At 47.4% G+C, this 25,618-nt stretch carries 22 protein-coding genes; 7 read left to right on the top strand and 15 right to left on the bottom strand.

The genetic code is table 11. The annotated features are described in order from the left end of the window. Window positions 1–76: 76 nt before the first annotated feature. From L4D06_RS23550 to L4D06_RS23535, 4 genes are read right to left on the bottom strand one after another with little or no spacing between them, the layout of a single operon-like run. On the bottom strand, window positions 77–1,087 hold the full coding sequence (locus L4D06_RS23550) for a CobW family GTP-binding protein (RefSeq protein WP_429741803.1): 1,011 nt from the start codon (window positions 1,085–1,087) through the stop codon (window positions 77–79). Then, window positions 1,077–1,637, bottom strand: a complete 561-nt coding sequence (locus L4D06_RS23545; protein WP_429741801.1) for a DapH/DapD/GlmU-related protein — start codon at window positions 1,635–1,637, stop codon at window positions 1,077–1,079. The genes L4D06_RS23550 and L4D06_RS23545 overlap by 11 nt, the downstream gene beginning before the upstream one ends. After that, the gene (locus L4D06_RS23540) at window positions 1,594–2,472 is read right to left on the bottom strand and encodes a metal ABC transporter permease (protein ID WP_429741799.1); all 879 of its coding nucleotides are present in this window, start codon (window positions 2,470–2,472) and stop codon (window positions 1,594–1,596) included. Before L4D06_RS23540 ends, L4D06_RS23545 begins: the two co-directional genes overlap by 44 nt. Next, window positions 2,473–3,192 carry a metal ABC transporter ATP-binding protein gene (locus tag L4D06_RS23535; RefSeq protein ID WP_429741797.1) on the bottom strand — a complete coding sequence of 240 codons (720 nt, stop codon included), beginning with the start codon at window positions 3,190–3,192 and terminating at the stop codon, window positions 2,473–2,475. It lies immediately after the preceding gene. Window positions 3,193–3,377: 185 nt separating this feature from the next. On the opposite strand from L4D06_RS23535, the gene L4D06_RS23530 reads away from it, so the two are divergent. Continuing rightward, entirely contained in the window at window positions 3,378–4,421 is a 1,044-nt protein-coding gene (locus L4D06_RS23530) for a zinc ABC transporter substrate-binding protein (RefSeq protein ID WP_429741795.1), read from the top strand. Between the two features lie 210 nt (window positions 4,422–4,631). Here L4D06_RS23530 and L4D06_RS23525 read toward each other — a convergent pair whose 3' ends face one another. The 3 genes from L4D06_RS23525 to L4D06_RS23515 all read right to left on the bottom strand — a co-directional run bounded on the left by L4D06_RS23525 (window position 4,632) and on the right by L4D06_RS23515 (window position 8,380). Beyond that, window positions 4,632–5,687 carry an NADH:flavin oxidoreductase gene (locus L4D06_RS23525; protein ID WP_428257377.1) on the bottom strand — a complete coding sequence of 352 codons (1,056 nt, stop codon included), beginning with the start codon at window positions 5,685–5,687 and terminating at the stop codon, window positions 4,632–4,634. A gap of 417 nt (window positions 5,688–6,104) precedes the next feature. After that, window positions 6,105–7,037, bottom strand: a complete 933-nt coding sequence (locus L4D06_RS23520) for a methylenetetrahydrofolate reductase (protein WP_429741794.1) — start codon at window positions 7,035–7,037, stop codon at window positions 6,105–6,107. Beyond that, window positions 7,034–8,380, bottom strand: coding sequence for a glycine cleavage T C-terminal barrel domain-containing protein (locus tag L4D06_RS23515; RefSeq protein WP_429741792.1), 1,347 nt, complete (start codon window positions 8,378–8,380; stop codon window positions 7,034–7,036). The genes L4D06_RS23520 and L4D06_RS23515 overlap by 4 nt, the downstream gene beginning before the upstream one ends. A 270-nt stretch (window positions 8,381–8,650) precedes the next feature. On the opposite strand from L4D06_RS23515, the gene yghU reads away from it, so the two are divergent. Further along, window positions 8,651–9,511: a glutathione-dependent disulfide-bond oxidoreductase gene (gene yghU / locus L4D06_RS23510; protein ID WP_429741790.1), complete on the top strand. Its 861-nt coding sequence runs from the start codon at window positions 8,651–8,653 to the stop codon at window positions 9,509–9,511. 64 nt (window positions 9,512–9,575) lie between these two features. Here yghU and L4D06_RS23505 read toward each other — a convergent pair whose 3' ends face one another. From L4D06_RS23505 to L4D06_RS23475, 7 genes are all read right to left on the bottom strand, one after another. Beyond that, entirely contained in the window at window positions 9,576–9,953 is a 378-nt protein-coding gene (locus L4D06_RS23505; protein WP_429741788.1) for a carboxymuconolactone decarboxylase family protein, read from the bottom strand. Window positions 9,954–10,009: 56 nt separating this feature from the next. Continuing rightward, the gene (locus L4D06_RS23500) at window positions 10,010–10,366 is read right to left on the bottom strand and encodes a MerR family transcriptional regulator (protein WP_429741786.1); all 357 of its coding nucleotides are present in this window, start codon (window positions 10,364–10,366) and stop codon (window positions 10,010–10,012) included. 188 nt (window positions 10,367–10,554) lie between these two features. After that, on the bottom strand, window positions 10,555–10,956 hold the full coding sequence (locus L4D06_RS23495) for a GFA family protein (protein ID WP_429741784.1): 402 nt from the start codon (window positions 10,954–10,956) through the stop codon (window positions 10,555–10,557). 295 nt (window positions 10,957–11,251) lie between these two features. Further along, on the bottom strand, window positions 11,252–12,940 hold the full coding sequence (locus tag L4D06_RS23490; protein ID WP_429741782.1) for a hypothetical protein: 1,689 nt from the start codon (window positions 12,938–12,940) through the stop codon (window positions 11,252–11,254). A gap of 511 nt (window positions 12,941–13,451) precedes the next feature. Continuing rightward, on the bottom strand, window positions 13,452–16,082 hold the full coding sequence (locus tag L4D06_RS23485; protein WP_429741780.1) for a hypothetical protein: 2,631 nt from the start codon (window positions 16,080–16,082) through the stop codon (window positions 13,452–13,454). A 533-nt stretch (window positions 16,083–16,615) separates the two neighbouring features. Then, complete coding sequence (locus tag L4D06_RS23480; protein ID WP_429741778.1) at window positions 16,616–17,839, bottom strand: M20 family metallo-hydrolase; 1,224 nt, start codon at window positions 17,837–17,839, stop codon at window positions 16,616–16,618. A gap of 3 nt (window positions 17,840–17,842) precedes the next feature. Continuing rightward, on the bottom strand, window positions 17,843–18,496 hold the full coding sequence (locus tag L4D06_RS23475) for a DUF1028 domain-containing protein (protein ID WP_429741776.1): 654 nt from the start codon (window positions 18,494–18,496) through the stop codon (window positions 17,843–17,845). A 160-nt stretch (window positions 18,497–18,656) separates the two neighbouring features. Here L4D06_RS23475 and L4D06_RS23470 point away from each other — a divergent pair, with 160 nt between their 5' ends. The 5 genes from L4D06_RS23470 to L4D06_RS23450 all read left to right on the top strand — a co-directional run bounded on the left by L4D06_RS23470 (window position 18,657) and on the right by L4D06_RS23450 (window position 24,876). Then, the gene (locus tag L4D06_RS23470) at window positions 18,657–20,237 is read left to right on the top strand and encodes an ABC transporter substrate-binding protein (protein WP_429741775.1); all 1,581 of its coding nucleotides are present in this window, start codon (window positions 18,657–18,659) and stop codon (window positions 20,235–20,237) included. A 116-nt stretch (window positions 20,238–20,353) separates the two neighbouring features. Continuing rightward, entirely contained in the window at window positions 20,354–21,301 is a 948-nt protein-coding gene (locus tag L4D06_RS23465) for an ABC transporter permease (protein WP_429741774.1), read from the top strand. Continuing rightward, entirely contained in the window at window positions 21,298–23,175 is a 1,878-nt protein-coding gene (locus L4D06_RS23460) for a dipeptide/oligopeptide/nickel ABC transporter permease/ATP-binding protein (protein WP_429741772.1), read from the top strand. Before L4D06_RS23465 ends, L4D06_RS23460 begins: the two co-directional genes overlap by 4 nt. Further along, the gene (locus tag L4D06_RS23455) at window positions 23,172–24,125 is read left to right on the top strand and encodes an oligopeptide/dipeptide ABC transporter ATP-binding protein (RefSeq protein WP_429741770.1); all 954 of its coding nucleotides are present in this window, start codon (window positions 23,172–23,174) and stop codon (window positions 24,123–24,125) included. The genes L4D06_RS23460 and L4D06_RS23455 overlap by 4 nt, the downstream gene beginning before the upstream one ends. After that, window positions 24,097–24,876 carry a FadR/GntR family transcriptional regulator gene (locus tag L4D06_RS23450; RefSeq protein ID WP_429741768.1) on the top strand — a complete coding sequence of 260 codons (780 nt, stop codon included), beginning with the start codon at window positions 24,097–24,099 and terminating at the stop codon, window positions 24,874–24,876. The genes L4D06_RS23455 and L4D06_RS23450 overlap by 29 nt, the downstream gene beginning before the upstream one ends. A 271-nt stretch (window positions 24,877–25,147) precedes the next feature. On the opposite strand, the gene L4D06_RS23445 is transcribed toward L4D06_RS23450, so the two are convergent. After that, window positions 25,148–25,576: a helix-turn-helix domain-containing protein gene (locus L4D06_RS23445; protein ID WP_429741766.1), complete on the bottom strand. Its 429-nt coding sequence runs from the start codon at window positions 25,574–25,576 to the stop codon at window positions 25,148–25,150. Window positions 25,577–25,618: the final 42 nt, after the last annotated feature.

The raw sequence follows: 25,618 nt of genomic DNA, 5'->3' as shown, positions 1-25,618 counted from the left end.
ATTTTTGTTGTCTTAAAGCCTCAACAAAGGGGCATAAAGGGCTGACATATCTCCCGCTTGGGTACAGTGAAAGTGATTAGCCAAGCACACAGGTTAACAAGTCAGGTTCCAAGTCATCGTATTGGCGATCTGAAATAATTTCGATGCGGCTTTCCATTGCATCATCCAGTTCCATTTCAGCGAGCGCGTCGAGGGTGAGGTTGTAGCCAAACACGCCAGTATTTGTAATAAACACCGCTTTCATTCTCATCGCTTGAATGGTCAGTAAAAATGCCGAGAGCTTTCTATAGTCGAAGACTTTACTCGCGGAAAAGCGCCAACCGACGCTCGAATAGCCTTCATCTTGGTTTTCTGCTTTAAGGAAGCCACTCTCGGGAAGGGGAAGCTCAGATACCAATGGTGCGGATTGTTTATGGTGATGATGGTGATGGCCATGACGGTTCAGTAAGTGATTCGCGCTTGGTCCAAACAGGAGAGAAAACGGAATGTCGCCATTTTGGCTGAGAACAATGTCTGTCTGAGGTGCAGCGTTTTCTTTGACGTAATTAGCCAACATCGAAGTGTCGCCTTCTCGATATAAATCGACTTTATTGCCCACCACCACGTCTGCCATCGCAATCTGTTGGTTAAAGGTCGCGTGGTCAGTATATCGAGAGTCTGAGAGTGTTCGAGCATCTACCAAGGTGAGCGTTCTCTGCAACGACAATACCTCACGGTAGTATTCAGACGTCAGCACCTCCAACACTTCATTGGGATGGCCTAGCCCTGTGGGTTCAATCAACAGACGATCTGGCCTTGCCTCAGAAAGCAGTTGTGAAAGCGCAATTTGCATGGGTAGACCCGCCGCGCAACACATGCAGCCACCAGGTACTTCACGAATGAAAACCCCTTGTTGCTTGGAGTGTGTCCCTTCAAACAAGCTGCCATCCACGCCAATTTCACCAAACTCGTTCACCAAAACAGCCCAGCGCTCGTTAGGCGGTTTACTCTTCAGTAAATGTAGAATCGCCGATGTTTTTCCAACACCGAGAAAGCCCGTAATGATATTGGTAGGTACGGCGTGTATTTCGTTGGATTTAGAACTCATTCGCTAACCTTTTGTAGCCTTCAACCAAGGTGTTATTTGCCGAAACGACAGACTCAGAAAAGCTGGCATATTCAGGCGGGACTTTTTCGATCGCATCGAGATCAAAGCCGGGGCCAATATTCATCATAGGAGGCACATGGTAGGTAGGCGGCAGATCAATCCCGTCCACCACGCAGTTATGACGAATCACGCAACCATCGCCAATCGTGGTGCGAAACATCACACTGTTGAAGCCGATAAAAACATCATCGCCTATCTCACAAGGGCCATGAATGATTGAACGATGAGCAATGGAGGTCTGTTTGCCGATGGTTACGGCTGCACCACTTTTAGAGTGGATCACCACCCCATCTTGGATGTTCGAATCCCTTTGAATGTGGATGGGCTGCATCTTGCCCGTTTCATCGACTTCGTCCGCGCGAATAACGGCGTATGGACCCACAAACACATTTTCTTCAATGATGACGTGACCACAGATGATGGCAGTGGGATCAATAAATGCCTTTTCAGAAACGTTTGGGTAGTGACCTGACGGATTTTTTCTCAGCACGTGATTCTCCCGAATTTTCTTTTAGTGAAGCGATCCTTTCCCGCCCCTGTACGAATAGCTTGGCGGCGATATTGGTGACCATAAACAGACACGTGCACACACAGACAATCGTCGCGCCTGTGGGTGTATCAAACACATAGGAACCGCGAAGGCCGATTAAGCTTGCACACACGGCAATTAACGCAGCCATCACTGCCATTATTTCGGGGGTTCGGCTCAACGGACGCGCCGTTGCAGCGGGCACGATTAGCATGGCGGCGATGAGAAGCACACCGACGACTTTAATCGCAACGGCGACAACAATCGCAAGAGAAAGGGTAAGAATGAATTGCTCTCGTTTGGGATTAAAACCGCTCGCCAGTGCAAGATCAGGGTTTAACGTAGAAAGAAGTAACCCAGACCAACGGTAAGCAATGAGAGAGAGCACTAACGCTGCGCCGCCCCAAATTAACCACACATCAGTGGGGCCGACCGCAAGAATATCCCCGAAGAGATAAGACATCAGGTCAATTCTAATGCCAGAAAGAAAAGAAACAGCGACAAGACCAATCGCTAAAGAAGAGTGTGCCATCACACCAAGTAACGTATCCATGGCAAATCCTCGCCCACTGAGGCCTGAAACCGTCATTGCCATTAATAGAGACACCACCAACACACCCGCAAAAATCGGGGTAGATAGAGTAAGTGAAAGTGCCACGCCCAGCACTGCAGCGTGTGCCGTTGCATCACCGAAATAGGCCATGCGTCGCCACACAACGAAGCAACCTAACGGGGCGGCAGCTAAGGCGACGCCGACACTGGCTAGCATTGCGCGAATCAAAAAGTCATCAAACATCTAGAGCATCTCGGTAGCGGGTTGGCGGCGGGATTCGCGCAGATTTAACGCGGTGTCGTCGTGCGCATCAAGACCAAATAGTGCGCGGTATTCTTGCGAATCACTGATCACATCAGGCTCGCCCTGGCAGCAGATATGACCGTTCAAACAAATCACCCAATCCGTTTGTTTCATCACCACATGCAATTCATGGCTGATCATCACAATGCCGCAACCGCGTGTTTCTCTGACCTTGGCGATTTGGCGGTAAAAGTCGGCTGTGCCGCGATGGTCTAACCCTTGTGTTGCTTCATCGAGCAGCAACAAATTCGGTTCCCCAAGCAGAGCGCGAGCCAGCAATACACGTTGAAACTGTCCACCTGATAAATCCATCACCTGTTGTTTATCCAGCCCCGCAACGCCTGCATCTGCAAGTGCCTGCGCCACCACCTCGCTTGAATGTGCGCGAGGTAAATTCATAAAGCGCGAGACGGTGATAGGCAGGGTGTCATCAATGAATAAACGCTGGGGGACATACCCAATGCACAAATTAAGGGCTTTGTTTATGTCGCCAGCACTTGGGGAAAGTGCGCCAATAAGAGTTTTGAAGAGTGTACTTTTGCCTGCGCCGTTAGGGCCAACAAGGGTGATAATTTCGCCTGCACGCACCGAAAGATTGATGTTGCGGAGAATGTTTCGTTGCCCAAGGTGAACGGACACGTTTTGACATTCAATCAGCATTGAGGCATTTCCTTATTAAAGCCCAAAAAGAAAACAGCGCTAGATCCTAGGGGTGACGCCTGATATGTTTGTTATGTTATAACATAACAATTAGGTTTTCTACTCACGTCAGTTTTTTACTCACGTTAGCTGGCTACTTACGAATTTTTTGAGCTTTTACAGGACTCATTGAAAGGGAGATATTCATGCGTCACTCACTATTTGCTTATGCCGCGTTTGGCTTAAGTATGTCTTTTCACGTTCAAGCAACCCCAAATGTTGCCGTGGACATTGCGCCGCTTCATTCACTGGTTAGCCAAGTCATGGAAGGCGTTGGCGAACCTGACCTATTGATTCCCCCAGAATCTTCGCCGCACGAATACACCCTGCGTCCTTCACAAGCAAAAGCCCTGTCTAATGCCGATGTGGTTTTTTGGATGGGAGAAGGGCTGACACCGTGGCTTGAAAAAGCGTTGGACAATGTCGCGGGTTCAGCGCAGAAAGTCGAAATGCTCGCATTGGAAGAGACGCATACCCATGAATACCGTGAAGGGGCGACGTTTGAAGCCCACAGTGATCATGGCGATGAACACCATGATGATGAGCATCACGACGAAGACGAGCATCATGATGATGAAAAACATCATGACGAACATAAAGAGCATGATGATCATAAAGACCACGACGACCACGACGCGCACAAAGACGAGGACGGTCACCATGGACACGATCACCACGGTAATGACCCACACGCATGGCTTGACCCTGAAAACGCCAAAGCATGGGTAGCAGTGATTCAAGAAAAATTATCAGCCGTCGATCCTGATAATGCATCAACGTATAAAAACAATGCTGCTGAAGCGACCGCATCACTCAATGCACTTATTGCAGACACCAATGCCAAGGTAAGCAAACTCGGAGACGTAAAGTTCATCGTTTTCCACGATGCCTACCAGTATTTTGAAAAGCGCTTTAACGTGATAGCAACAGGGGCAATCTCGTTAGGGGATGCTGAAGATCCAAGTCCGAAACGCATCAAAGAAATCAGAGAGACGGTTCAAAAACTCAATGTGAACTGCGTGTTTACCGAACCTCAATACAACCCAGGTTTGGTGAAGAATGTGTTTGAAGGCACCAGTATTACCACTATTGGTGTGATGGACCCGTTGGGCGCAAGTATTCCAGAGGGGAGCAAGCACTATCAAGCACTAATTGAAGCCATGGTAAACAGCCTAAGCCAGTGTAAATAGTTCTTCATGGAGGCATCGCCTTTGCACGCTTAGGCATGCCAACATTTGCCAGACTAAAACACGTCTGGCTGGAGCAAGAGTCACCTCTTATTCCAGCCAGACTTTTTCGTGGTGAATCAGCTAGATTCTCTATCTAGGCGCTAAGTTGTGCTCGCTCAAACCCGATCCGAATCAGAGTAACGAAGACAACTTACGCGACTACATACGCGACTACATACGCGCAAGCTGGACCTTTCTGTTTTTGTTCACGACGCAGAAGTTACCGCGCTTGGTGCGACACTTCGAACATCTTTCGCATTCTACGGGGCTTCGATCGCCTTCTTTCCAGCGCTTCACAAGGTGTGGCTCAGAGAGCAAAGGGCGTGACAGGGCGAAGTATTCAATACCCGTGTTGTTCGCGATGGCTTCAATGGCATCAAAGTCGGTGAGGCCACCCACGGTGATCACTGGGATGTTCACATCTTGGCTGATTGCGTGGCCGTATTCATGAAAGTAGCCTTCTGCTTGAATCGTATAGCCATCGTGTGATTCGCCAATCATGGTGTCGGCTTTACCATGAATGTTGCCAGACATCACGATGCCATCAACGCCCACTTCTTCGAGTTTTTTACACACTAAGCGGGTTTCATCGAAGGTTGCGCCGCCCTCAAAAAACTCTGAGGCGGTGAGCTTCACCAAGATAGGGAAATCGTCGCCGACTAGCTGGCGCGTTGCCGCGTAGATCTCTAGCAAGAATCGCATGCGATTTTCTAGGCTACCGCCATATTCGTCTTCACGTTGGTTGTAATAAGGGCTTAAGAACTGGTTGATCAAGTATGTATGGGCAGCGTGAATTTCTACGCCATCGAAACCCGATTGTTGTGCTCTTAATGATGCTTTGGCAAACGCATCAACAATGTAATCAATTTCATCTTTGGTCATGGCTTTGCCAAGTGTTTGCGTCCCTTTTTCTGGTACTTCACTTGGTGCATAAATCACGCGTTCGCCAAGGTCATGCGTGGTTTTCGTGCCTCCATACGCCAATTGCATCACGATGTTAGAATCGTGGTTGTGAACCAGCTCAGTGAGCTTTTTGTATTCCTCGATAAACGAGTCGTTATACATGCCCATCATGCCCGCGTTAGGCTTTTCTTCTTCAACGATGTTAGCGTAACCGGTCACGATCAAGCCGATCTCACCTTGAGCGAGCTCTTCATAGATGGCGTAAAGCTTATCTGTCATATGGCCATCTTCTGTCGCCATATTTTCCCACGTCGCACTTCTCATGAAGCGGTTTTTAAGTGTCATGGTGCCGATGCGGGTTTCAGTAAACAAAGAACTCAAGTCTCATCCTCATTAAAATCGTTTTACGCGAGTGACCCATTGAGCATGGGCACTGATTCACGCGGATAGTACAGAGAAGATGGCAGGCAAAACTTAATCTAGATTAAGTGAGCGGCACTCTCGCATAAGAAAGAGACAAGAAATGAACGCGAAAGAGAGCAAAAAGACAGTAAATAGACAGAAAGTCTAAGGGGGGGAACAGGAACCCGTTCAGTCTCGCTAAACGGCTTTTTCATCATGATTGGCTAATACCAGATTGGCTAAAACCAGACCGACTAAAAAGAGATGGGCTGGAACAGAAATAACCTCTATTCCAGCCAGATCTTTGAGTGGCAATGTCGCTAACTGCCGTTACGACAGTTAACGATTTTCCGCGTTCACCAACACTTTCTGTGCCGTTATCCATTCGCTTGATTGCTTAAGCCCACCAAACGGAAAAAGATGTACACCTTTTAAGGGTGAGTTGAGATGTGTTGCTTGATACTGAGCCAACGCATCAAACACCTCTGTGGGTGTCCATGGGCGCAACAACCTCGCCACACTGCTGTATTTCGTCAGCATTTTGGCTGATGTCGCCACCCCACATTGCGCGGCATAAGCAAGTAGGTTCTTCATTTTAGTCGGCCCCGCGAGACCCAAGAAAACGGGAACACCCAAGCCCATCACTTGGAATTCATCCAACCAACGCGTCAGCGCTGCGTTATCGAATGAAAACTGTGTCACCACCCAGCATGACAGCCCGTTTCGTTTTGCATAATCACATTTGAATTCGAGCGCCTGCTTCATGGTATGCGCATCCACCAAAGGGTGCCCTTCTGGATGCGCCGCAAAGCCGAAGCCAGTAAATCCGTAATGCAATAGGTGATCGGATGCCAACAAAGACAGCGTGTCGGCATAAGGCCCTTGCGGTTCTTTTATGTCACCTGCAATCAACAACAGTTGCGTCACACCAATGTCCTGCAATCGCGCGAGCCATTGATGTAAAACCGCATCACTGGGAACCGCTCTTGCGGGGAGGTGGGGAATGGGTTGCATTCCCCATGCCAGCAATTGCTCGCAGGTAGAGAATGCATTTTCAAATTGTGCGTCAGGGAGAAAAGGGACATAAACACAGCTGCCCTTTATCAACCAATGAGGAGGCTGTCCGTTTTCACTCGACGCCACCAACGCGCTTATTTGCTTAGGTGTTGCTTCGAGAGAGGCATTCGTCAGCAAGTCCATTCCCGTTTGTGATGAATAAAGAGGTTCAGAAGTGCGGCTCATGTCGTTGACCTCGTGATCTATCATCGTCATTGGTTCGCCTTTTTGACGTCGCGTGAATTTGGATTTGCAGAAGGTCGAAAAGGCACATCAACAATGGTTGCATGCACACGTTCCCCACCATACTCAGCGGGCAAGGCTAGGCTCAATGCCGTGCCGGTTTCCTTCATATGCCAAGGCACAAAACACAACGCAATATTGGTTTCCAATTCAGGGCTAAACCATGGAGAGGTCACATACCCAATAGCATCATTTCCGCCCTGACTTGCCTTACTCTCAACAGCCCCATCATAAATAAGCCAGAAGTCATGGGCGTAATCCGTCACCGGTTCACCGCCAAACACGATCCCCACCATACAAAGCGGGTAAGGCGAGTTGCCGGCTTCAATATCCTCTCGCGCTTTTTCTAACGCGGCCTTACCCACGTAGTCGCCTTCTTTGTCTCGTGGTACTTGATACGCCAAGTTGCATTGAAAAGGCGAGACTTCCTGATCAATATCCTGTCCCCATGACAAAATACCCGCCGCAATACGGCGATGATTCGCAGGCGCAATCACCATCAAATCATGGGCTTTACCCGCCTCGAGCACGCCATACCACACGGTTTCTGCATTCAAGGTCGCGTCTTTACAGTAGACTTCGTAGCCTTTCTCTCCTGACCATCCGGTTTGGGAAATGATGACGTCGACACCGTTTAGGTTCCCTTCCATCAGTCCATAAAAGGGAATGTCACTGACGGCAGGACCGAAGAGATCCGTCATCAAGGCTTCAGACTTGGGGCCTTGTATTTGAACGGGGGCAACATCAATTTCCGCGATGGTGACATCAAAGCCTTTGCCGACATTCACACCGCGCAGCCAGAATTCGATGTCGCTGTCTGAAATCGAGAACCAAAATTCATCCTCGGCAACGCGAAGCAACACTGGATCATTGAGAATCCCGCCTTGTTCATTGCAGAGAATCACATATTTTGCGCGCATGGGTTTGATGAGGTTAGCGGCACGCGTTATCACGAAGTCGACGAACTTCTCTGCGTCTGGCCCTTTCACTTGGATCTGACGCTCCACTGCCACATTCCACATGGTGACGTGATTCACCAAGGCATGGTATTCCGCCATCGCGCCGCCGTCTTCAGGAAGCGCATAATTGCGAGGGTGATACATGCGGTTGTAGACCGTCGCGCGCCAGCAACCCGCTTCAACAGACAAATGCCAATATGGCGATTTACGAACCCGTGTCGAGATCAGTAACTCTATGGGTGTGGACCCAGATTGGCGCAAGTTTATCGGGACGTGACGTCCAGATTGATTCACCTCCGTGTTATGACGCGCTACAGCCGTCCGAGTCTGCATGCTATCTCTGTCTTCGTTCATCATCTCGCCAATCCTCCTTCCATGCCTGCGCCAATCGCGCTTAGGATTTCACACAAAATGCGCCCTTTCCTTGGAGGTAGTCATTCAACACGCGACACTGTAAAGAGCAAATACGCCAAATTTGTCGTGAATGCCGCCCCTCCGAATGACAGTGCATGGCGACCACTTTGCGTAATTTAAATTAAAGGTCAATGTCAAATATTACAGTGTTGTTTGCGTAACAAACAGATACACTCAACTAACAATCCCGTCATGGATGTTCAAGGAGAAATCATGAGCGACAACCTATATACACCGCCAAAAGTCTGGGCAAACGAAGCAAGCAGTGGTAACAAATTCGCAAATATTAACAGCCCTGTTTCAGGCGCAAGGTTTGAGCGTGATTTACCTGTTGGCGAGCATGGATTCCAACTTTATTCGCTCGGCACTCCGAATGGTCAGAAAGTCACCATCATGTTTGAAGAGCTACTCGCACTCGGCATTACAGAAGCCGAATATGATGCCTTCCTGATCAATATCGGTGACTCAGACCAATTTTCATCAGGGTTTGTCAGTGTAAACCCCAATTCAAAAATCCCGGCACTGGTTGATAAGACAGGTGCGGATCCTGTCAACGTGTTTGAGTCAGCGTCAATTCTGATGCACTTGGCTGAGAAGTTCGGTCAATTCCTGCCAGCAAGCGGCCCAGCAAGAACACAAACGTTGAACTGGTTGTTCTGGGCGCAAGGTTCTGCGCCATTCTTAGGCGGAGGTTTTGGTCACTTCTATGCGTATGCGGATGTGAAGCAAGAGTACCCAATTAACCGTTTCGCGATGGAAGCTAAGCGCCAGTTAGATGTATTGGACAAGCAGTTGGCTAACAGCACCTATGTCGCAGGTGAAGAATACACCATCGCTGACATGGCAATTTGGCCTTGGTACGGTGCCATGGTTTTAGGGCGTATGTACGATGCCGCTGAGTTTTTGGAAGTTAGCTCTTACACCCACGTTGTCCGTTGGGCGAAACAGCTTGATGCGCGTGAAGGTGTGCAACGTGGGCGCATTGTTAACCGTTCATTTGGTGAAGAGTGGGAAAAAGTCTTAGAGCGTCACTCCGCTGAAGACATTGATAAGGTGCTGAAACTACGCCCCTAGCCCTACATTACATTTAATATGAAAGCGCACCTTTTTAGGTGCGCTTTTTTCTACTCATCATGTATTAAGCCATTCTTCCAGCAAGTACTTCTTTGAACGCGAACATACCATTCAAAGCGGCAGGAAAACCTGCGTAAACGGTCATTTGCAATATGACTTCTTTTATTTCTTCTTCGCTACAACCAACATTCAACGCAGCATTCAAATGCACCTTTAGTTGAGGCACACAATGGCCTAATGCTGTGAGCGCTGCGACCGTCGCTATCTCTCGTGATTTAATATCTAGCCCAGCACGAGAATAAATGTCCCCAAAAGGAAACTCAATCGTATATTTCGCTAAGTCTGGGCAAATATCCTGCAAACTATCAATAACCTGCTGTCCCGCTTCGCCATCAATGCTTGCGAGTTGCGCTAGACCAGATTCTAACCGTGATTTTTCCATGAGTATGCTCCGTGTAAATCAACACACATACCCTACAAGTTAGAGTTAACTCTAAGTCAAAGGACTTTTCCGTTTTTATAAAGATCAATCTTGTCTTCTAACGCAGAGAGGTGCATTTTTTGTTGTTCGATACGACTTCGTAAGTTTTCTTTATGACGTTCCAATAACGTTTGACGCTGCATTACCGATATCGAACCCGCTTCCCTTAACGTCGCATACTCCAAAATGTCTTCAAGAGGCATCGCTGTCTCTTTCAAGCGTTGAACAAAACCGACCCACGCTAAGTCTTTCGGTGTGTAAACACGATGCCCACTGCTGTTTCTGTGAATGTTTTTTAGTAAGCCTATTTTTTCATAATATCGAAGCGTATGAGAAGACAACGCAACTGCACTTGAAAATTCGCTCATGTTCATTGTTTATCCTCCAAGGTATATCGACGTTCCTGATTTACACTGTAGTGAGCAACTCAGTCTGGACAGTAAATTAGGTCGATTTTCCGCTTTCGCAGGTAAAACCTGTTATCACAAGTCGTCCGCTTATTAGAAGTTGTCATATCTATCTGAGCTTTATACCCAAGCCATAGCAAGATGCGCGCTATACATCAGCGTCCTTCAGAAAACGTTACTAGATCTGGGCGCAATGCACACCAATTTGCTTTATACCCCGTATAAATCTCAGCATCTATCTTGACCGGAATATCCACGTCAAATGTCGCTATTGCTAATTCAATTCGCTCAAGTGGCTCGCCTTTTACCCGAAACCCTAAGCTTGAACCGCAGTTTGAACAGAAAGTCCGCGTCGACCCATTCGATGCAACAAACTCTTTGAGAGAACCTTGGCCTGATAGCCAGTTTAAGCCCTTAACACCCACCAAGGTTCCAAACGCTGCCCCATGAAATTTCCGACACATTGTGCAGTGGCAGTTAGCCGCTTTTTCACTAAAGCTTTCAACAGAAAAACGAACGCTTCCACACAAGCACGAGCCTACGAAATTATCACTCATCCTGAATATTTCTCCCTTTTTACAGACTCTTGGATAACCGACACTGATCAATCCAACTTGAATACAACACGTTAGTTGGACCATTTCAATGGGAATAGGCGGAATCAAAGGCAAGGCGATTCCATACGTCGATAGATTTGCCTTTTCTCGACGCTGTGACGCCGGAGAAATAAACAGCCAGCCATTCATACTCCGTACTGCGCGCAGTTTTTTATCCTTGCAACAAAAAGGGGCACTAGGCCCCTTTTTTACTCTGCGCTTCTCGCATGTTTAATGACACACGTTAGCATCCGTCTTAGTGGTAAATTGGGCTATAACAGCCATTGCTACAGTCTTTGCTGTCGTTAACACCATACTTGATGCGTTGACCATACTTGACGTTGTAATATTGACCAGTCGGTGATCTTAAACGTGCCCAAGCAATTTCTCCACATTCGTAGCGTCTGACAGTGGAATTAGGCGTTTCATAAAACAGCCCTCCCGTTGTCGGAACGTTGAAAGTTTTCAGACGTGTCCCCGTCTTCCAAAACTCCAAGGTTGTGCCCGCTGGTACGCGGCCAATATAGACTTTAATACCTCTAATGTCCTGACCGTAGCAGTTCCCTGCTGGGTTGTAAAAATAACCAGATGAACCTTCTCCACCGACACTTGTTAGGGCGGCTTTAGTCAACAACGTATGTGCATCATCGTTATCTTTGATCGTCACTGCGGCACTTTTCGCGTCGCTCTTATCGGAATTAAACCAAGCAGATAGCGAGAAGGTTTCATCCTGCTCCTCTGTGATGTCATCAACAGTAATTACCGCGGCTTTAACGAAAGTAGCCCCTTCTGGAACAGTAATTTCGGTTCCTGAAGAGTTGAGAGACACCGTTTGTGTTGAATTGTCTGAGAAGGTCAGTTTCACGCTAGTATTGTTGTAGTCTCCCGGCGCAATACCCGTTCCATCGGTAAGAGCAAGGTTCAGTTTAACCGTACTGCCTTCTTTCGTTGCTTCGTCGAATGCGACGGTGAAGGTAGCAGACCCACCTTCATTCACATTCTCGCTATTTACGGTGACACCCGAAACTTCCGAGCCTAAATCACTATTGAACACGGTTTTGTCGTAGCAGGTGTAGGCTTCATTGGTGTTGGTCGCTAAAGCACTAATACGCACAGGAAACAAGCCAACACGCTTCTTTTCTCCGGTCGAAAGCTTAACGCGCCATAAATAGGAACTATTAACGTTACCAGTGACGTTCTGATTTTTCACTGAGACCAAAACTTGTCCATTTTGATCAAGAGTCGCTGAAGTAACAAAATTGAGATAATGCCATGCCTTTAGCGTGAACTCGCCAGTTTCTTTATTCACGATAAACGTTCGTGTATTGGTGACGAACAATAGTTCTCCATCCATGAAAAGGAAGTCACCCCAGGTAGTGAAGCCACCACTACGAGCACCACTATCAAATTCAGCAATTTGCGTAGCGGTGCCCGTTGTTGGATCTATCTTGAAAAAATAGCGATTGTCTGAGGCATAGATTTGCTTACTTTCTGGATCGTAAGCCATTCGGAAAGTGTCTTGTGTTTCCCCAACAATGCCATGTTGTTGTGTTGAAAAGTCATAGTAGGCAAGTTGAAACTTCTCAACTTTGGAAGCATGAAGATCCATACTCTTCAGTTCTTCCTCAGAAACAACATCAGAAACACCTTCTAGGTAATAAGACGCTGGCTGTGCGGTGCCCACGTAATACATACGATCTGTATCTTTGTCGTATGTCATAGCTGAACCGCTGAATTTCGCACGAGACATTAACTCTGCGCGATTCTTAGCTTCTCGTGAGTACAAACCCGTGAGTACGGAGTTTTCCTGAAGATCTGTGAGCAGGCCTACATGTCCACGACCTGCATTCAGTGAATATACATTGCCATAACACTCGGCTAAAGCCTGAGTGGTTGGCAGCAAAATGGCGCTCGCAATGGCACCAACCGTAAGTAATTTCCTCATTATATGCTTCCTATCTCCTTGAAGGGCTTATTATTTAAGTCACACTTTTTATTGTTGGGATTAATTGAAAACACATTAGCTAGCTCTATGATATTAATGTGCATGCAAGTGCTTATTCACTTAAATGCATTTCATCATTTCTGTTTTCATGAGATCATTTTTAAGACACTTGAAATTATCTTACAGTTTGAGTGGTCTTTATGAGGTGAACAGCTGGGTCTCCGATAAATGGCACTAAAACCATATAATGAGAATGGTTTTTTAATGACAGAAAAAGTCAGCTTCATTAATAAGTATTAAGAATTTCTTATGAGGGGAAATAGGCGATTGTTAGGCAATTTTCATTAGATTAGTTTTATTATTAGTACATTAGATGGTTATTAATAACCATTTATCACCATTGGCACCTAGGCAATTGAAATCATATAGTAAAAAAGCCAGCAGTACGTGGCTGCTGGCTTTTTAGGGTACGTCACCGATTATTTATAATGGCGTATCTCTGTCGATAATATTAAGGCTGTAACACACTTCCGTACTCATCAACGTGAACCACATAGATAGATCTATCGCCGCCATTTTCTGCGGAGTCTTCGCCGTCAAACGTGATGGTAAAGGCCCCCTTGTCGCCAACCGAAGTGATGTCGAAATTGAGGCTATTCACGTTGGTATTTTGACCTGTAAATGACATTTGATTACCCACTTTATCCCCATCTACATTGAATTTCTGGAAGCGGACTTCGTAGCGTTGACTATCACCGACCGACGCCCACACAACCACGTAATCTCCTGCAGTCCCTACACCAGCAACCTTGGCTGGGCCATGCCCACCAGACGCCTTGAATTTCTCAACCGCTTGAGTCGACAGGCCATCAGCACCAAAGTGCTGCATGTACGTGTACCATTCATTGTTTTCTATGCCACGCCAAACAACAACAAATTGACCTGCTGTCCCAATCTGTGTAATTGATGGCATATCATTGTGTATGGAACCAGATATAGTTAGGGTTTTGATGGAATTAGCAACTGGCTGATTATTGGTGGCATCCATCAGTGCGATTTTAACTACCCCACCCGATGCACCAACAACCGCGTACTTTCCATTACCAATACTGACAATATTCGTTTCTTTATCTGCGTTACCATCGGTGCCGCCGATACTCAGTGTTTGTTGGCTGCCAATTTTGCTACCAGATGAAGATAGCATCACAATGTTAGTCGCAGTTCCTGTCGAACCTTGACGCCAAGCAATGGTGTAATTGCCATTATCCAAAACGCTGATTTCAGGTGCGGATACAATCGGGTAGCCATTTGAGTTCGCTGATACAGAGCCTACTACCTGAGCCCCACCGACTTTGTTTCCGGTACTATCAAGTAACTGCATATATAGAGAGAAACCATTATGCCAAACGATCACGCTGGTATTACCTGAACGTGCAGAGGTAACTGATCTGAGCTCAGAAGGCCCCAAATCCATCACTGCTCCCATTGCTGCACCGTTATGCTGACTTGGGTCTGCATAAATGACTTGCGCATAGGAATGCGTGTTGAGGCTAGTGCTATTGTTATAACCCGTCCAAGTCACCAACATATCACCGTTATCGTTTAGCATGGTTACCTGAGGTGACTCAATTTTCTGTCTAGTGCCAAACGTTAACTCTTCACCTTTAAGCGTACCGTCAGCGTTAAAGCTTTGCAGATAAACTTTATTGTTCCCATGGTAATTTGTATCCCACCCTCTCCAAACAACCGTGTAACTGCCATCGGGATTGGTCGTAGTCACATAGGCAGAGTCATCGGCGGTATTATCGCCATTTCCTTCCAAGTTTTCAGTGACTGTGCCTGAACCATCATCATCGGCGATAACGATATTTGCACTGCTGAGGTCACTCTTATCATCTTTCGTCCATGCCTCGATAGTGAAATTCTCGCTATTTTCGGCCGTCTCATCGTCTACCGTCGAAATATCAATGCGAACAGAAGTGATCCCTTTCGGCAGGGTGATTTTTGTTAGGGTCGAGGAAATCGTCGCGGTGCCTGTTGTTCCATCTGAGTAGCGCAATGACACAGTATTGCGGTAGTCACTGTTGAGTGCCGCTGTTCCATCTTTTAGAGCCAAACTAACTGTTGCAGCAGTACCTGTCGTTTCGCCATCGAAATTAATGGTCGCGTAAGCCACTGAGCCTTCACTCACAGAGGCAGAGGCGAGAGTAATTCCAGACACTTCAGGGTTCAGCTCACTTGGGAAAATGGTTTTTGGATAACAAGTGTGAGTTTCCGAAGTTACGGTGGCCATTCCACTTATGCGGCTAGGGAAGAGCCCTACTTTCACCCTCTCGCCAGTAGAGGGTTCAATACGGTACAGAAAGTTGCTGTTCACATTGCCCGTAACATTCTGGTTTTTTGCTGCAACCAACATTTGGCCATTTTGGTCTAGCGTCGCCGCCGCGACAAAATCAATGAAGTGGAACGCTTTCAGCGTTTGCGCGCCAGTTGCTGTGTCGATTTCGAACGTGCGCCCATTCGTCACAAACAGAAGCTCACCTTCGTAAAATACAAACGAACCCCAGCTAGAATATCCACCAAAACGTAGATTGCTATCAAAAGTACCTATATCGGTGGTCTCGCCTGTTTCAGGATCAACTTTGAAAATAGCGGTCGCATTAGACGCAAATAATTCGCCAGTATCTGGGTGGAATGCCATGCGCATAATTTGTTTTTTTACCGTTGGTCCAGCAACATGATTTCCTGTCGTTGGGTCCATATAAGCAAGCTGATATGACTTTCTCTTCTTTGAATGAAGGTCAAGGCCTGCATATTCCTCAGCCGTGAAGTCACTTTCTGGGATATCAATATAAAAGTCAGTCGGCTGTGTTGCATTGGCATAATAAATACGATCGGTAATGCGGTCATACGACATCGCTGAACCGCTAAACATTGAGCGAGAATGATAAGTGGAGCGATTCACAGCATCAGTTACATAAACACCAGTCATCTTGTCCAATTCTTGAACATCTAAAAGAATACCAACATGATTACGCCCAGCATTCATTGAATAAACGTTTCCAGAACATTCAGCAACAGCTTGCGCCGATGTCAGTACGCCGGCTAAGACAGCAATTGAAATCAAAGATTTTTTCATCATGAAATTTACCCATCGTCCATAATTTTTGGCAAGTATATGCACACCACTCAACGAACCAATAACAAAGCAACTCTTGCTCATTAACTTGGCTGTCCATGCGACCAAAAGAGTGACAAATAAAAAGTCAGGCTTTTCTTTGTCACGATTTTTTACGATGAGTAATGATGTGTGGTAGAGCATATATCCTTACTACGAGCCCAATTATCTCATTATTGAAACAGCACTTGTTTATAGTGTTTTTTCAGCAGAGCCTGACCGCTTTAACAGTGGTCAGGCATGAGAAAAGAATGACAATAACTGAAAATTAAGCATGACTAATGGCTGAGAAAACATCATCGAGATAGGAGCGCATATTTCAATGTTTCATACTTGAAAGGGAATCTCATGAATGCAAAGCATCACCAAAAAGGCAGAATATTAATGTTTATGCATATCAATTCTATGCGTGACTTGCAGCGATATGCGTTTACGAAAAATCATTTGCCCTCATGTACCAAGTAATACAAGGAGAATGCGATTGATGGCGCTCCTGACTATGACCGTATATTAATAAGCAACGAAATCAGTGCATCAATGGCCAATCCCATATCCTCATCACTGGCATATTCGGCAGGATTATGGCTGATCCCTTTTTTACAACGGACAAACAACATCGCTACACCGGTAAGGTCTGACATTGCAGATGCATCATGCGTCGCACCTGAAGGAAGTTGATGGACGCGACATTGAGTAGCAACAATCGCACGAGTAATTGCCAACTGCAGAGAGTGATCGCATTCGGTTGCCGATTGGCTGTAAGTCCGTTTAATGTCGCAATCCAACCCTCGTAGCAGTGCTGTATCTCTGGCAAACACTTGAAGTATTTCGCCCGCTTTTTCCCTCACTTCATCAATGGGTGAGCGAAGCTCAATACTCATAGACACATTCCCAGGTATCGCGTTAACCACATTAGGCGTTACGTCTAACTGGCCGACGGTCGCAAGCAGGTCTGGGATTTTAATGGCGAGTTTTTCTGCTTCTTGTATCACTTCGGCGGCGGCGGTCAATGCATCTTTTCTCAGGTGCATGGGAACCGTACCAGCATGGGCAGCTTGGCCAGTGAACGTCAGTTGATGCCGCTCAATACCGCTGATCGCAGACACCACCCCAAGGGGTACATCTTCATGTTCAAGTACTGGCCCTTGCTCGATATGGGTTTCAATAAAACCAAGGATTTTGCTGGCATCGCGTTTGAGCAACCCAATGTTGTCGGGATTAACACCGAAATCTTTTAAGGCGTGCCGCAATGTAATCCCATTTTTGTCTTTCCTGTCGATTACTCGCTCATCCAAGGTGCCGGCCAATGCTCTAGGTCCAACCAGTGCTGTTGGGAAACGCACACCTTCCTCGTCAGCGAATGCCAGTATTTCAACGGAATATGGCAATTTCCCCCCCTGACGATTCAACGCATCCAGTGCGATAATGGGCAGTACGATACCCATGATGCCATCATAGCTTCCGCCTTGTTTCACGCTGTCCTGATGGCTGCCCATCAACAGTGTTGGCGCATTGTCGCCTGCATCATAACGACCAATCAGGGTGCCAGCGTCATCCACATGCACAGTCAGTCCCGCCTCCTCCATCCAACCTTTTAGCAAGGCATTGGCTTTGTGATGTTCTTTTGTAAAAGGCAGCCGAGTTACGCCAAACTCAGATGCCGAACATTCGGCAAGTTGTTTTAATCGGTCTTGAGCTCTTTGCCCTAAAAGGTGATTCATTTGTTAACGCTCCGGATGTTCGTTTGTAGGCAAGGTAGCTCTCCATGCCTGATAGTGATAATCGCAATGCTTCTCGTATAACGCTTGAAGGGCATTCAGAGGTGAGTCGTGATAATCAATGCGTAAAGTGATGGGAGGGGTATCAGCTTTGTAAACCAGAAGGGCGGCAGATTGCAGTCCTCGATAGTCGCCACCTGATTTCTCAGCGGCAACCAGAGAGGCGATAAGCCGCTCTTCAAAACATTTTTCGCTTGTTTTGAATGCTATCAACATGGCATTCAACACCTTGATGTCAGACAACAGGTTGCCACAAACCACAATGTCAGTTTCAATCAAGCTGCCGTGCGTAGCCCCATTTTGACTACCCGTGTAAACCGCCCCATTTCCGTAAAGGTCAATTGCGGCCAGTTGTCGGTACGCAGCCCCCTTATCCACGCTAGTGATGGCATGGACTGCGGATTGGGCGCTGGAGCCTGCAGCCATCTGGGACAATACATCTTCGCCCCACATGGTGCTGGGCGTCGCCCCCTGAGAAGCTGACATGCCCGCACGCAGATCACCTCTAATCACCCAACCGCCAACGCAGAGTGCACCCGTAGCAGACGCGCCACCTATCACGCCAGATTTTGGATCTCGTGCCAATATTGAATAAGTCATAGGTCTCGCTCCTGAGCCAGTTAACTGAGTGTAATTTAAACACTCAGTAACGTGAATTTATCATGATAAATACTTGCGGCAAGTAATTTATAGTGATAAATGTGAATAAGAGTTAACCAATCGTTAACCTCACAACCACAAACAGGGAAGGAGTTTCCCCATGAAACAAATGAAAAGTGATTTCATGAAAAAGCTGTGGAGAGCAGCTAAAACGACACTGTTGCTGTGCGCGATATCGCCTTTATCTGTATCCGCCCAAACGCCCCCAAACGTTTTGATCGTCGGGCAAGTGGCTGAACCTAAGTCGTTAGATCCGCATGCAGTGACAGCAGTTAATGATTTCCGAATTTTGATGAACCTTTATGAAGGTCTGGTGCGCTATAAAGATGGCACATTGGAAGTTGAACCTGCGCTAGCAGAGAGTTGGACAGTGAGCGATGACGGAAAAACCTATACCTTCACGCTTCGTGATGACGTGACATTCCATGACGGCTCTGCACTGACTGCAGAAGCTGTTAAGTTTAATTTCGACCGTATGTTAGACGAAAAACACCCATTCCATAGCACTGGGCCCTTCCCCCTATCATTCTTCTTCTCGTCGATTAATGACGTTGAAGCGGTTGACCCAAAAACGGTTAAATTCACCCTTAGTGCCCCTTATGCCCCGTTTCTTTCGAACCTTGCTTACCCAACAGGTTTGATTGTTTCGCCTGATGCGGTGAAAACACATGGAAAAGATGTGGGTCGTCATCCGTCCGGTACTGGGCCTTTCCGCTTTGCTGAGTGGGCATCCAACACCAAAGTCGTGGTAGTGCGAAATGATGACTACTGGGGAGATAAAGCAAAATTGGAAGCCGTGGTCTTCCGCCCAATCACTGATGCGAACACACGCGTAGCTGAAATGCTCGCGGGCAGCATTGATATGATGGTTGAAGTGCCGCCGAATGCATTGTCTGAATTCCAGAACAGTCGCTATCAAGTTTCAGAGCAAGCAGGGCCTCACGTATGGTTCCTGATCCTAAATGCTAAAGAAGGTCCATTTGCTGACAAGCGCATGCGTCAAGCGGTGAACTATGCCATCAACAAAAAAGCACTAGTTGACGGTGTACTAGAAGGCACGGCTGAAGTCGCCGCAGGCCCTACGCCTCCTGCTTTTGCATGGGCTTATAACGACAGTTTACAGCCTTACCCGTATAACCCTGAGAAAGCCAAAGCACTGATCAAAGAAGCGGGACAGGAAGGCGCGAAGCTGACGTTTTATGTGACCGAAGGTGGCTCCGGTATGTTGGATCCCGTGCCAATGGGTACCGCGATTCAAGCTGACCTGAAAGCTGTGGGGCTGGATACTGCCATTGAAACTTACGAGTGGAATACCTTTCTCGGTAAAGTTAACCCTGGGCTCGAAGGCAAAGCAGACATGGCTGAGATGGCGTGGATGACCAATGACCCGGATACCCTACCTTATCTCGCACTTCGCACCGACGCTTGGCCGGATAAAGGGGGTTTTAACTCAGGTTACTACTCTAACCCTAAAGTGGACAAACTACTGGAAGCCGCGCGTGAAGCAACCGATCAGGATCAACGCGCTAACTTGTATCGCGAAATGCAAGAAATTGTGCAGGAAGACGCACCTTGGGTATTTGTGGCGAACTGGAAGCAAAACGCCGTCACTAATAATCAAGTGAAGGATTTCAAACTACAACCTTCGTTCTTCCTTATTCTTGATGACGTTCAAAAATGATGATGTTGGAAAACAAAATGTTGGCACATAAAGGTATCTGCTAGCGCTTGCTGATTCAGAACTCGAACAGGGCGGGGTAACCCGCCCACACTTTTTAGCAAAAGGGAGCACTGCGTGTGGGTAATTATTTTCTTCGACGCCTGCTGTCCGCGATTCCGGTACTTGTCGGAATAACAGTGATCGTTTTTCTTATCATGTCGATGATTCCAGGAGACCCAGCAACCGCCATTTTGGGCGCGTATGCGACACCGGAGAATGTCGCCAAAATCAACAAAGACCTAGGGCTCGACCAAGCTTTGGTGCACCAGTATTTCATTTGGCTATCGAACATGCTTCAAGGCGATTTTGGGCGCTCTTACTCACTAAACCGTCCAGTTATTGATGAAGTGCTTGAGCGCTTTAATGCCACCTTGATCCTCGCTGGCGTGTCCTTTGTGCTGTGCTCCTTGCTCGGTATTATTGCTGGGGTGGTGTCAGCGGCACGACAGTTTTCGCTCGCGGACAAAGGTATCACCCTCGTGGTGCTGCTCGGTATTTCTATCCCCTCTTTTTTCCTCGGCATGATGATGATCCTTTTGTTTGCCATCAATCTACGCTGGCTTCCTGTCTCGGGAATGTACGCAATTTATGGCGGGGGCGATTTACCAGACTTACTCAAACATCTAGTAATGCCAGTGGTCGCTCTTGCTTCCGTCGCGACGGGGGTCATCGCACGCTTATCTCGCTCTGCAATGCTGGAAGTACTCAGACAAGATTACATTCGCACTGCCCGCGCAAAAGGCGTACACGAGCGTAAGGTGGTGTGGAAGCATGCGTTGAAAGCCGCCATGGTCAGCATCATTCCAGTGTTGGGTATTCAAGCGGGTTTTGTACTTTCCGGTGCCGTTTACATTGAAATGGTATTCCAGTGGCCCGGCGTCGGGAAGATGCTGGTAGAGGCGATCCTCAAACGTGACATTTTACTGGTGCAAGGTGGCGTCGTCTTTGTCGCCACTTGTTATGTGTTATTCAACATTGCTGTCGACATGCTGCAAAGTTGGCTCGACCCGAGGATCAAAGCATGACGGCATTTTTAAAGCTTCTTGCACGAAACAGACTCGCGGCGTTTGGCGGCGTTGTGATGAGCGTTATTGTCATTCTGGTTTTACTCACGCCACTACTTGGGTTGCAAGATCCTGCAGTGACCGATACCACGAACCGCTTTCTGCGCCCTTTCAGTGATGGGCATTTGCTCGGTACCGATCACCTCGGACGTGACTTACTTTCACGCTTACTCTGGGGCACCCAGTTAAGTCTTGCCGTCGGTTTTGCAGCAGCCTTGATTGCCGCACTCATTGGGTCAGCCATCGGAATCGTTGCTGGCTATTTTGGAGGACGAGTAGACAACGTCTTTATGCGCTGTATCGATGTGTTAATGGCGTTTCCCTACATTTTATTGGCACTCGCCATTGTGGCAGCGTTGGGTCCAGGTTTACTGAATGCACTGATTGCGGTGGCAGCGGTGAATATCCCGTTCTTTGCTCGAAATATTCGTGGTGTAACGGTATCACTGGCACAAAGAGAGTTTGTGGAGGCCGCCAAGCTTTGCGGCATGTCTGATCTGAGAATCATCTGGTCCGAAATAGTGCCCAATGTGATCCCAGTCATTGTCATCGCGATGTCTACGACAATTGGCTGGATGATCCTCGAAACGGCAGGGCTTTCCTTCCTTGGTTTAGGTTCACAGCCACCGCAGGCGGATTTAGGTTCAATGCTCGGCGAGGGGCGAAACTCTCTTATCACGGATCCCCATGCCAGTGTGGTGCCGGGTATCGTGATTTTCCTTATCGTGATGAGCATAAACCTATTGGGAGACGGCGTTCGCGATGCGTTAGATCCAAGGCTGAAATCCGGCGCACTCACTCGCCCGCAGCCAACCACTAACATCAGTGATGCGTTCAACGCCGTCGAAAGCAATCAAAACAATGATGCGGTGCTGAAAGTCGATAAATTGGAGACGCAATTTCATATTAATCGCCGAATATATAAGGCCGTTAACGAAGTATCATTTGAGATTGCACCGGGAGAATGTCTCGGTTTAATTGGCGAAAGTGGTTCTGGAAAATCTGTCACTGCGCTGTCAGTGATGGGGTTAGTGTCCTCCCCACCAGGCGTGATTTGTGGTGGCGACATCCGCTTCAATGATGTCTCTTTGATCGGCGCAGATTACGAGACGCTACGAAACTTGCGAGGCAAAGATGTGGCATACATTTTTCAAGACCCACTCGCAACATTACACCCACTCTACCGCGTGGGAGAGCAGATGGTCGAAGCAATTCAGGTGCATGAAAAAGTGCCGAACAGTGAAGCCAAAGAAAGGGCCATCTCATTGCTCGATGCGGTTCACATTCCCAACGCCAAAGAACGGATGAACACCTTTCCTCATGAGCTCTCCGGAGGGATGCGACAGCGCGTAGCCATTGCGATGGCTTTAGTGAATAACCCTTCGCTGATTATTGCCGACGAACCCACCACCGCATTAGATGTTACCGTTCAAGGGCAAATACTCGCTCTACTGGACGAGCTTCGCCGCACGCGGAATGTGTCGGTACTGTTTATCACCCATGACTTTGGTGTTGTGGCCCAGCTCTGCGATCAAGTTGCCGTCATGTACGCTGGGAAAATTGTCGAAACTGGGCCAACCGAAGCAGTATTGGATTCACCCGCGCATCCGTACACCAAAAAGCTCATTGCTTGCGTTCCTGAACTTGGTCGTGGGAAAGGTCGCTTGGAAGCCATACCGGGGTTACCGCCCGTGGTCGATAAATTACCGCAAGGCTGTGCGTTTGCACCACGTTGTGGGAAAGCAATAAACACTTGTCAGCAAGGCAATGTCGCGAGACATGAATCAGCTGCCCGTATGGTGCTGTGCCACTATCCAGAGGAGAAATTGGTATGACAGCAGCGTTGCAAATTCAAAGCGTGGAAAAAACATACTATTTCAAAAAGCCAATGTTTTCTCCCGCGCTTCCCGGCGTTAAAGCGGTTCGCACTATCAGCTTGGACGTTACTCAAGGGGAAACGCTAGGCATTGTTGGTGAATCGGGCTGTGGAAAGTCAACACTAGCTAGAATGCTGGTGGGTTTAACGACACCCACTGAAGGGCAGGTACTGGTTGAAGGGGAGCCACTTTCTCCCCATCGCCCTGAAGAAAATGGCAAGCGAATCCAATATGTGTTTCAAGATCCCATTAGTAGCCTCAACCCGCGGAAAACAATTCGTCAGCTAATGGAAGTACCTCTGATTTATCTTCATGGCATGGATAAAACGGCACGCGAATCCCGCATACGTGAGATCTTTTCGCAGGTAGGGCTTCGAGAAGAGTTTTTACAACGTTACCCTCACGAGTTTTCCGGCGGTCAAGCACAGCGAATCGGCATCGCTAGAGCACTCGCGGCAAGTGCGAGGATATTAGTGCTGGATGAGCCAGTCTCTGCGCTAGATGTGTCTGTTCAGGCTCAAGTATTGAACCTACTCGCCGAGCTGAAAGAGTCGCTGTCGCTCACCTACCTGTTTATCAGTCACGATCTTGCTGTCGTTGAGGCGGTGAGTGATAGAGTCGCTGTGATGTATTTTGGTTCATTGGTTGAACTTGCTCCCGCGGAAAGGATTTTCAATTCTCCAAAACATCCGTACACTCAATTATTGGCGAACAGCGCTCCCGTCGTAGGCAGACCGCTTCAGGTGCCTACGAAACATGCAGAGTTACCAGACCCACTAAACCCGCCAAAAGGTTGTGCATTTGCGGGTCGATGCCCAAGAGCGTATCTCGACTGTTTCACCGCTCCACCCCCTTTGACAAAAATAAAGGAGAACGAATTTGTCGCCTGCCACCTCCCGCTCAAATAACGCAGCCCCGTCAGCAAAAATGCGCCGCCCCTACCAAGTCGCGGAGGCGATAAAAAGCTGGATTGTGGAACAGGGGTTAAAGCCGGAAGACAAATTACCGCACGAGCAGACGCTGATGGAGCTCTTTGGTATGTCCAAAGGCACCATTCGTGAAACCATGCGGGTGCTGGAGGCGCAAGGCCTGATTGTGACACGAACAGGGCCAAAGGGTGGTGCTTTCATTAAAGCAGTCTCTGAACCCCTTGCTAGCAGCTTACTGAGTAACTATTTCTTCTTTAATAAACTTTCTGTCAAAGACGTATATCAACTTCGATACCTGTTAGAGCCTGAGTTGGTCGCATCATTAGCAGGCAATTTATCAGAGCAGGATTTGGCAAACCTTGAAGCCAATGTGCAAAAGTACTCTCAGCCCTCAACCAATGCCGAGGATGAGCGTAGGCAACATATTGATTCTCTACAGTTTCACCTCATTCTTGCAGAGCTTGCGGGCAACGAACTGTTGGGGTTTATGATCCGATTTATGGTGCGGATGCTGACAGACTTAACGGTTTACCGCCGCTTGTACGAGCCGCCCAACCATGAGCTTTGGGAAGAAGGTCTAAGTCACCAGAAGGACCTAATTGTTGCACTGCGCGATGGGCGTGCAGACGATGCTCGTGAAATCATGCGGGAACATATGCAAGTTGCAAAAAAGCTAATGGAAGCACAGGAAGCAGAAATGGAAAGTCGATTTATGCCCCACGCACCTTAGCACCTTGTTCAGGCTCTATCTCAATACACTCAGGCAACTTTAAGATTGTTGAGGGATAGTCGCATCCAAAGACCGACGTAACAGACCCTCAGTATGAGCCTGCATCAGCAGCGATGTTATAGCGGAAATAACAGAATGACGTAGAGAAATTTGTTCGAAAGTACCACTGACTAAGCCAAAATAAATGCTATTGCCAGTTGGCAGCGGAAAGGCTCACATGTGTTAGCCATGTTATTGGCTTATATAAAAACACATCATGGTTAAAAATAAACTACCCCTTCGCTGACCTTCGAACTTGCTTATTCGCAATACGCAACATTTTTTTAAACTTCGGACATTCAAAGTGATTGGGCGCTGGACAACTTATTGTATGTCGAAGTCCATCACGAATTGCAGCGAGGCGGGTTATCGTTTCATCTAACTGATCTGCTTTTGATGACAGTAATTGTCTATTTATTTTTGAATAACTACCATTGATAAACATATTATTAATTTCATCTAATGAAAAACCAGCCAATCGACCTAATGAAATCAAAGAAAGTAAATCTAGCACATTAGCATCAAATATTCTGCGCAATCCATGACGACCGACGGATTCAATTAAACCTTTTTCTTCATAGAATCTCAAAGTAGATGCCGGCAAGCCGGAGAGCTTAGCAACCTCACCAATATCCAATGTGTTTTTTTTCACTTTAGCCATTGACCTCAAGTTAACTTTAAGTGGCATTATAGTCAAAGCCAC

The organism is Enterovibrio makurazakiensis, assembly GCF_050336585.1.
In the GTDB taxonomy this organism is placed as follows: domain Bacteria; phylum Pseudomonadota; class Gammaproteobacteria; order Enterobacterales; family Vibrionaceae; genus Enterovibrio; species Enterovibrio gelatinilyticus.
This window is presented reverse-complemented; position numbering and strand designations above follow the sequence as displayed.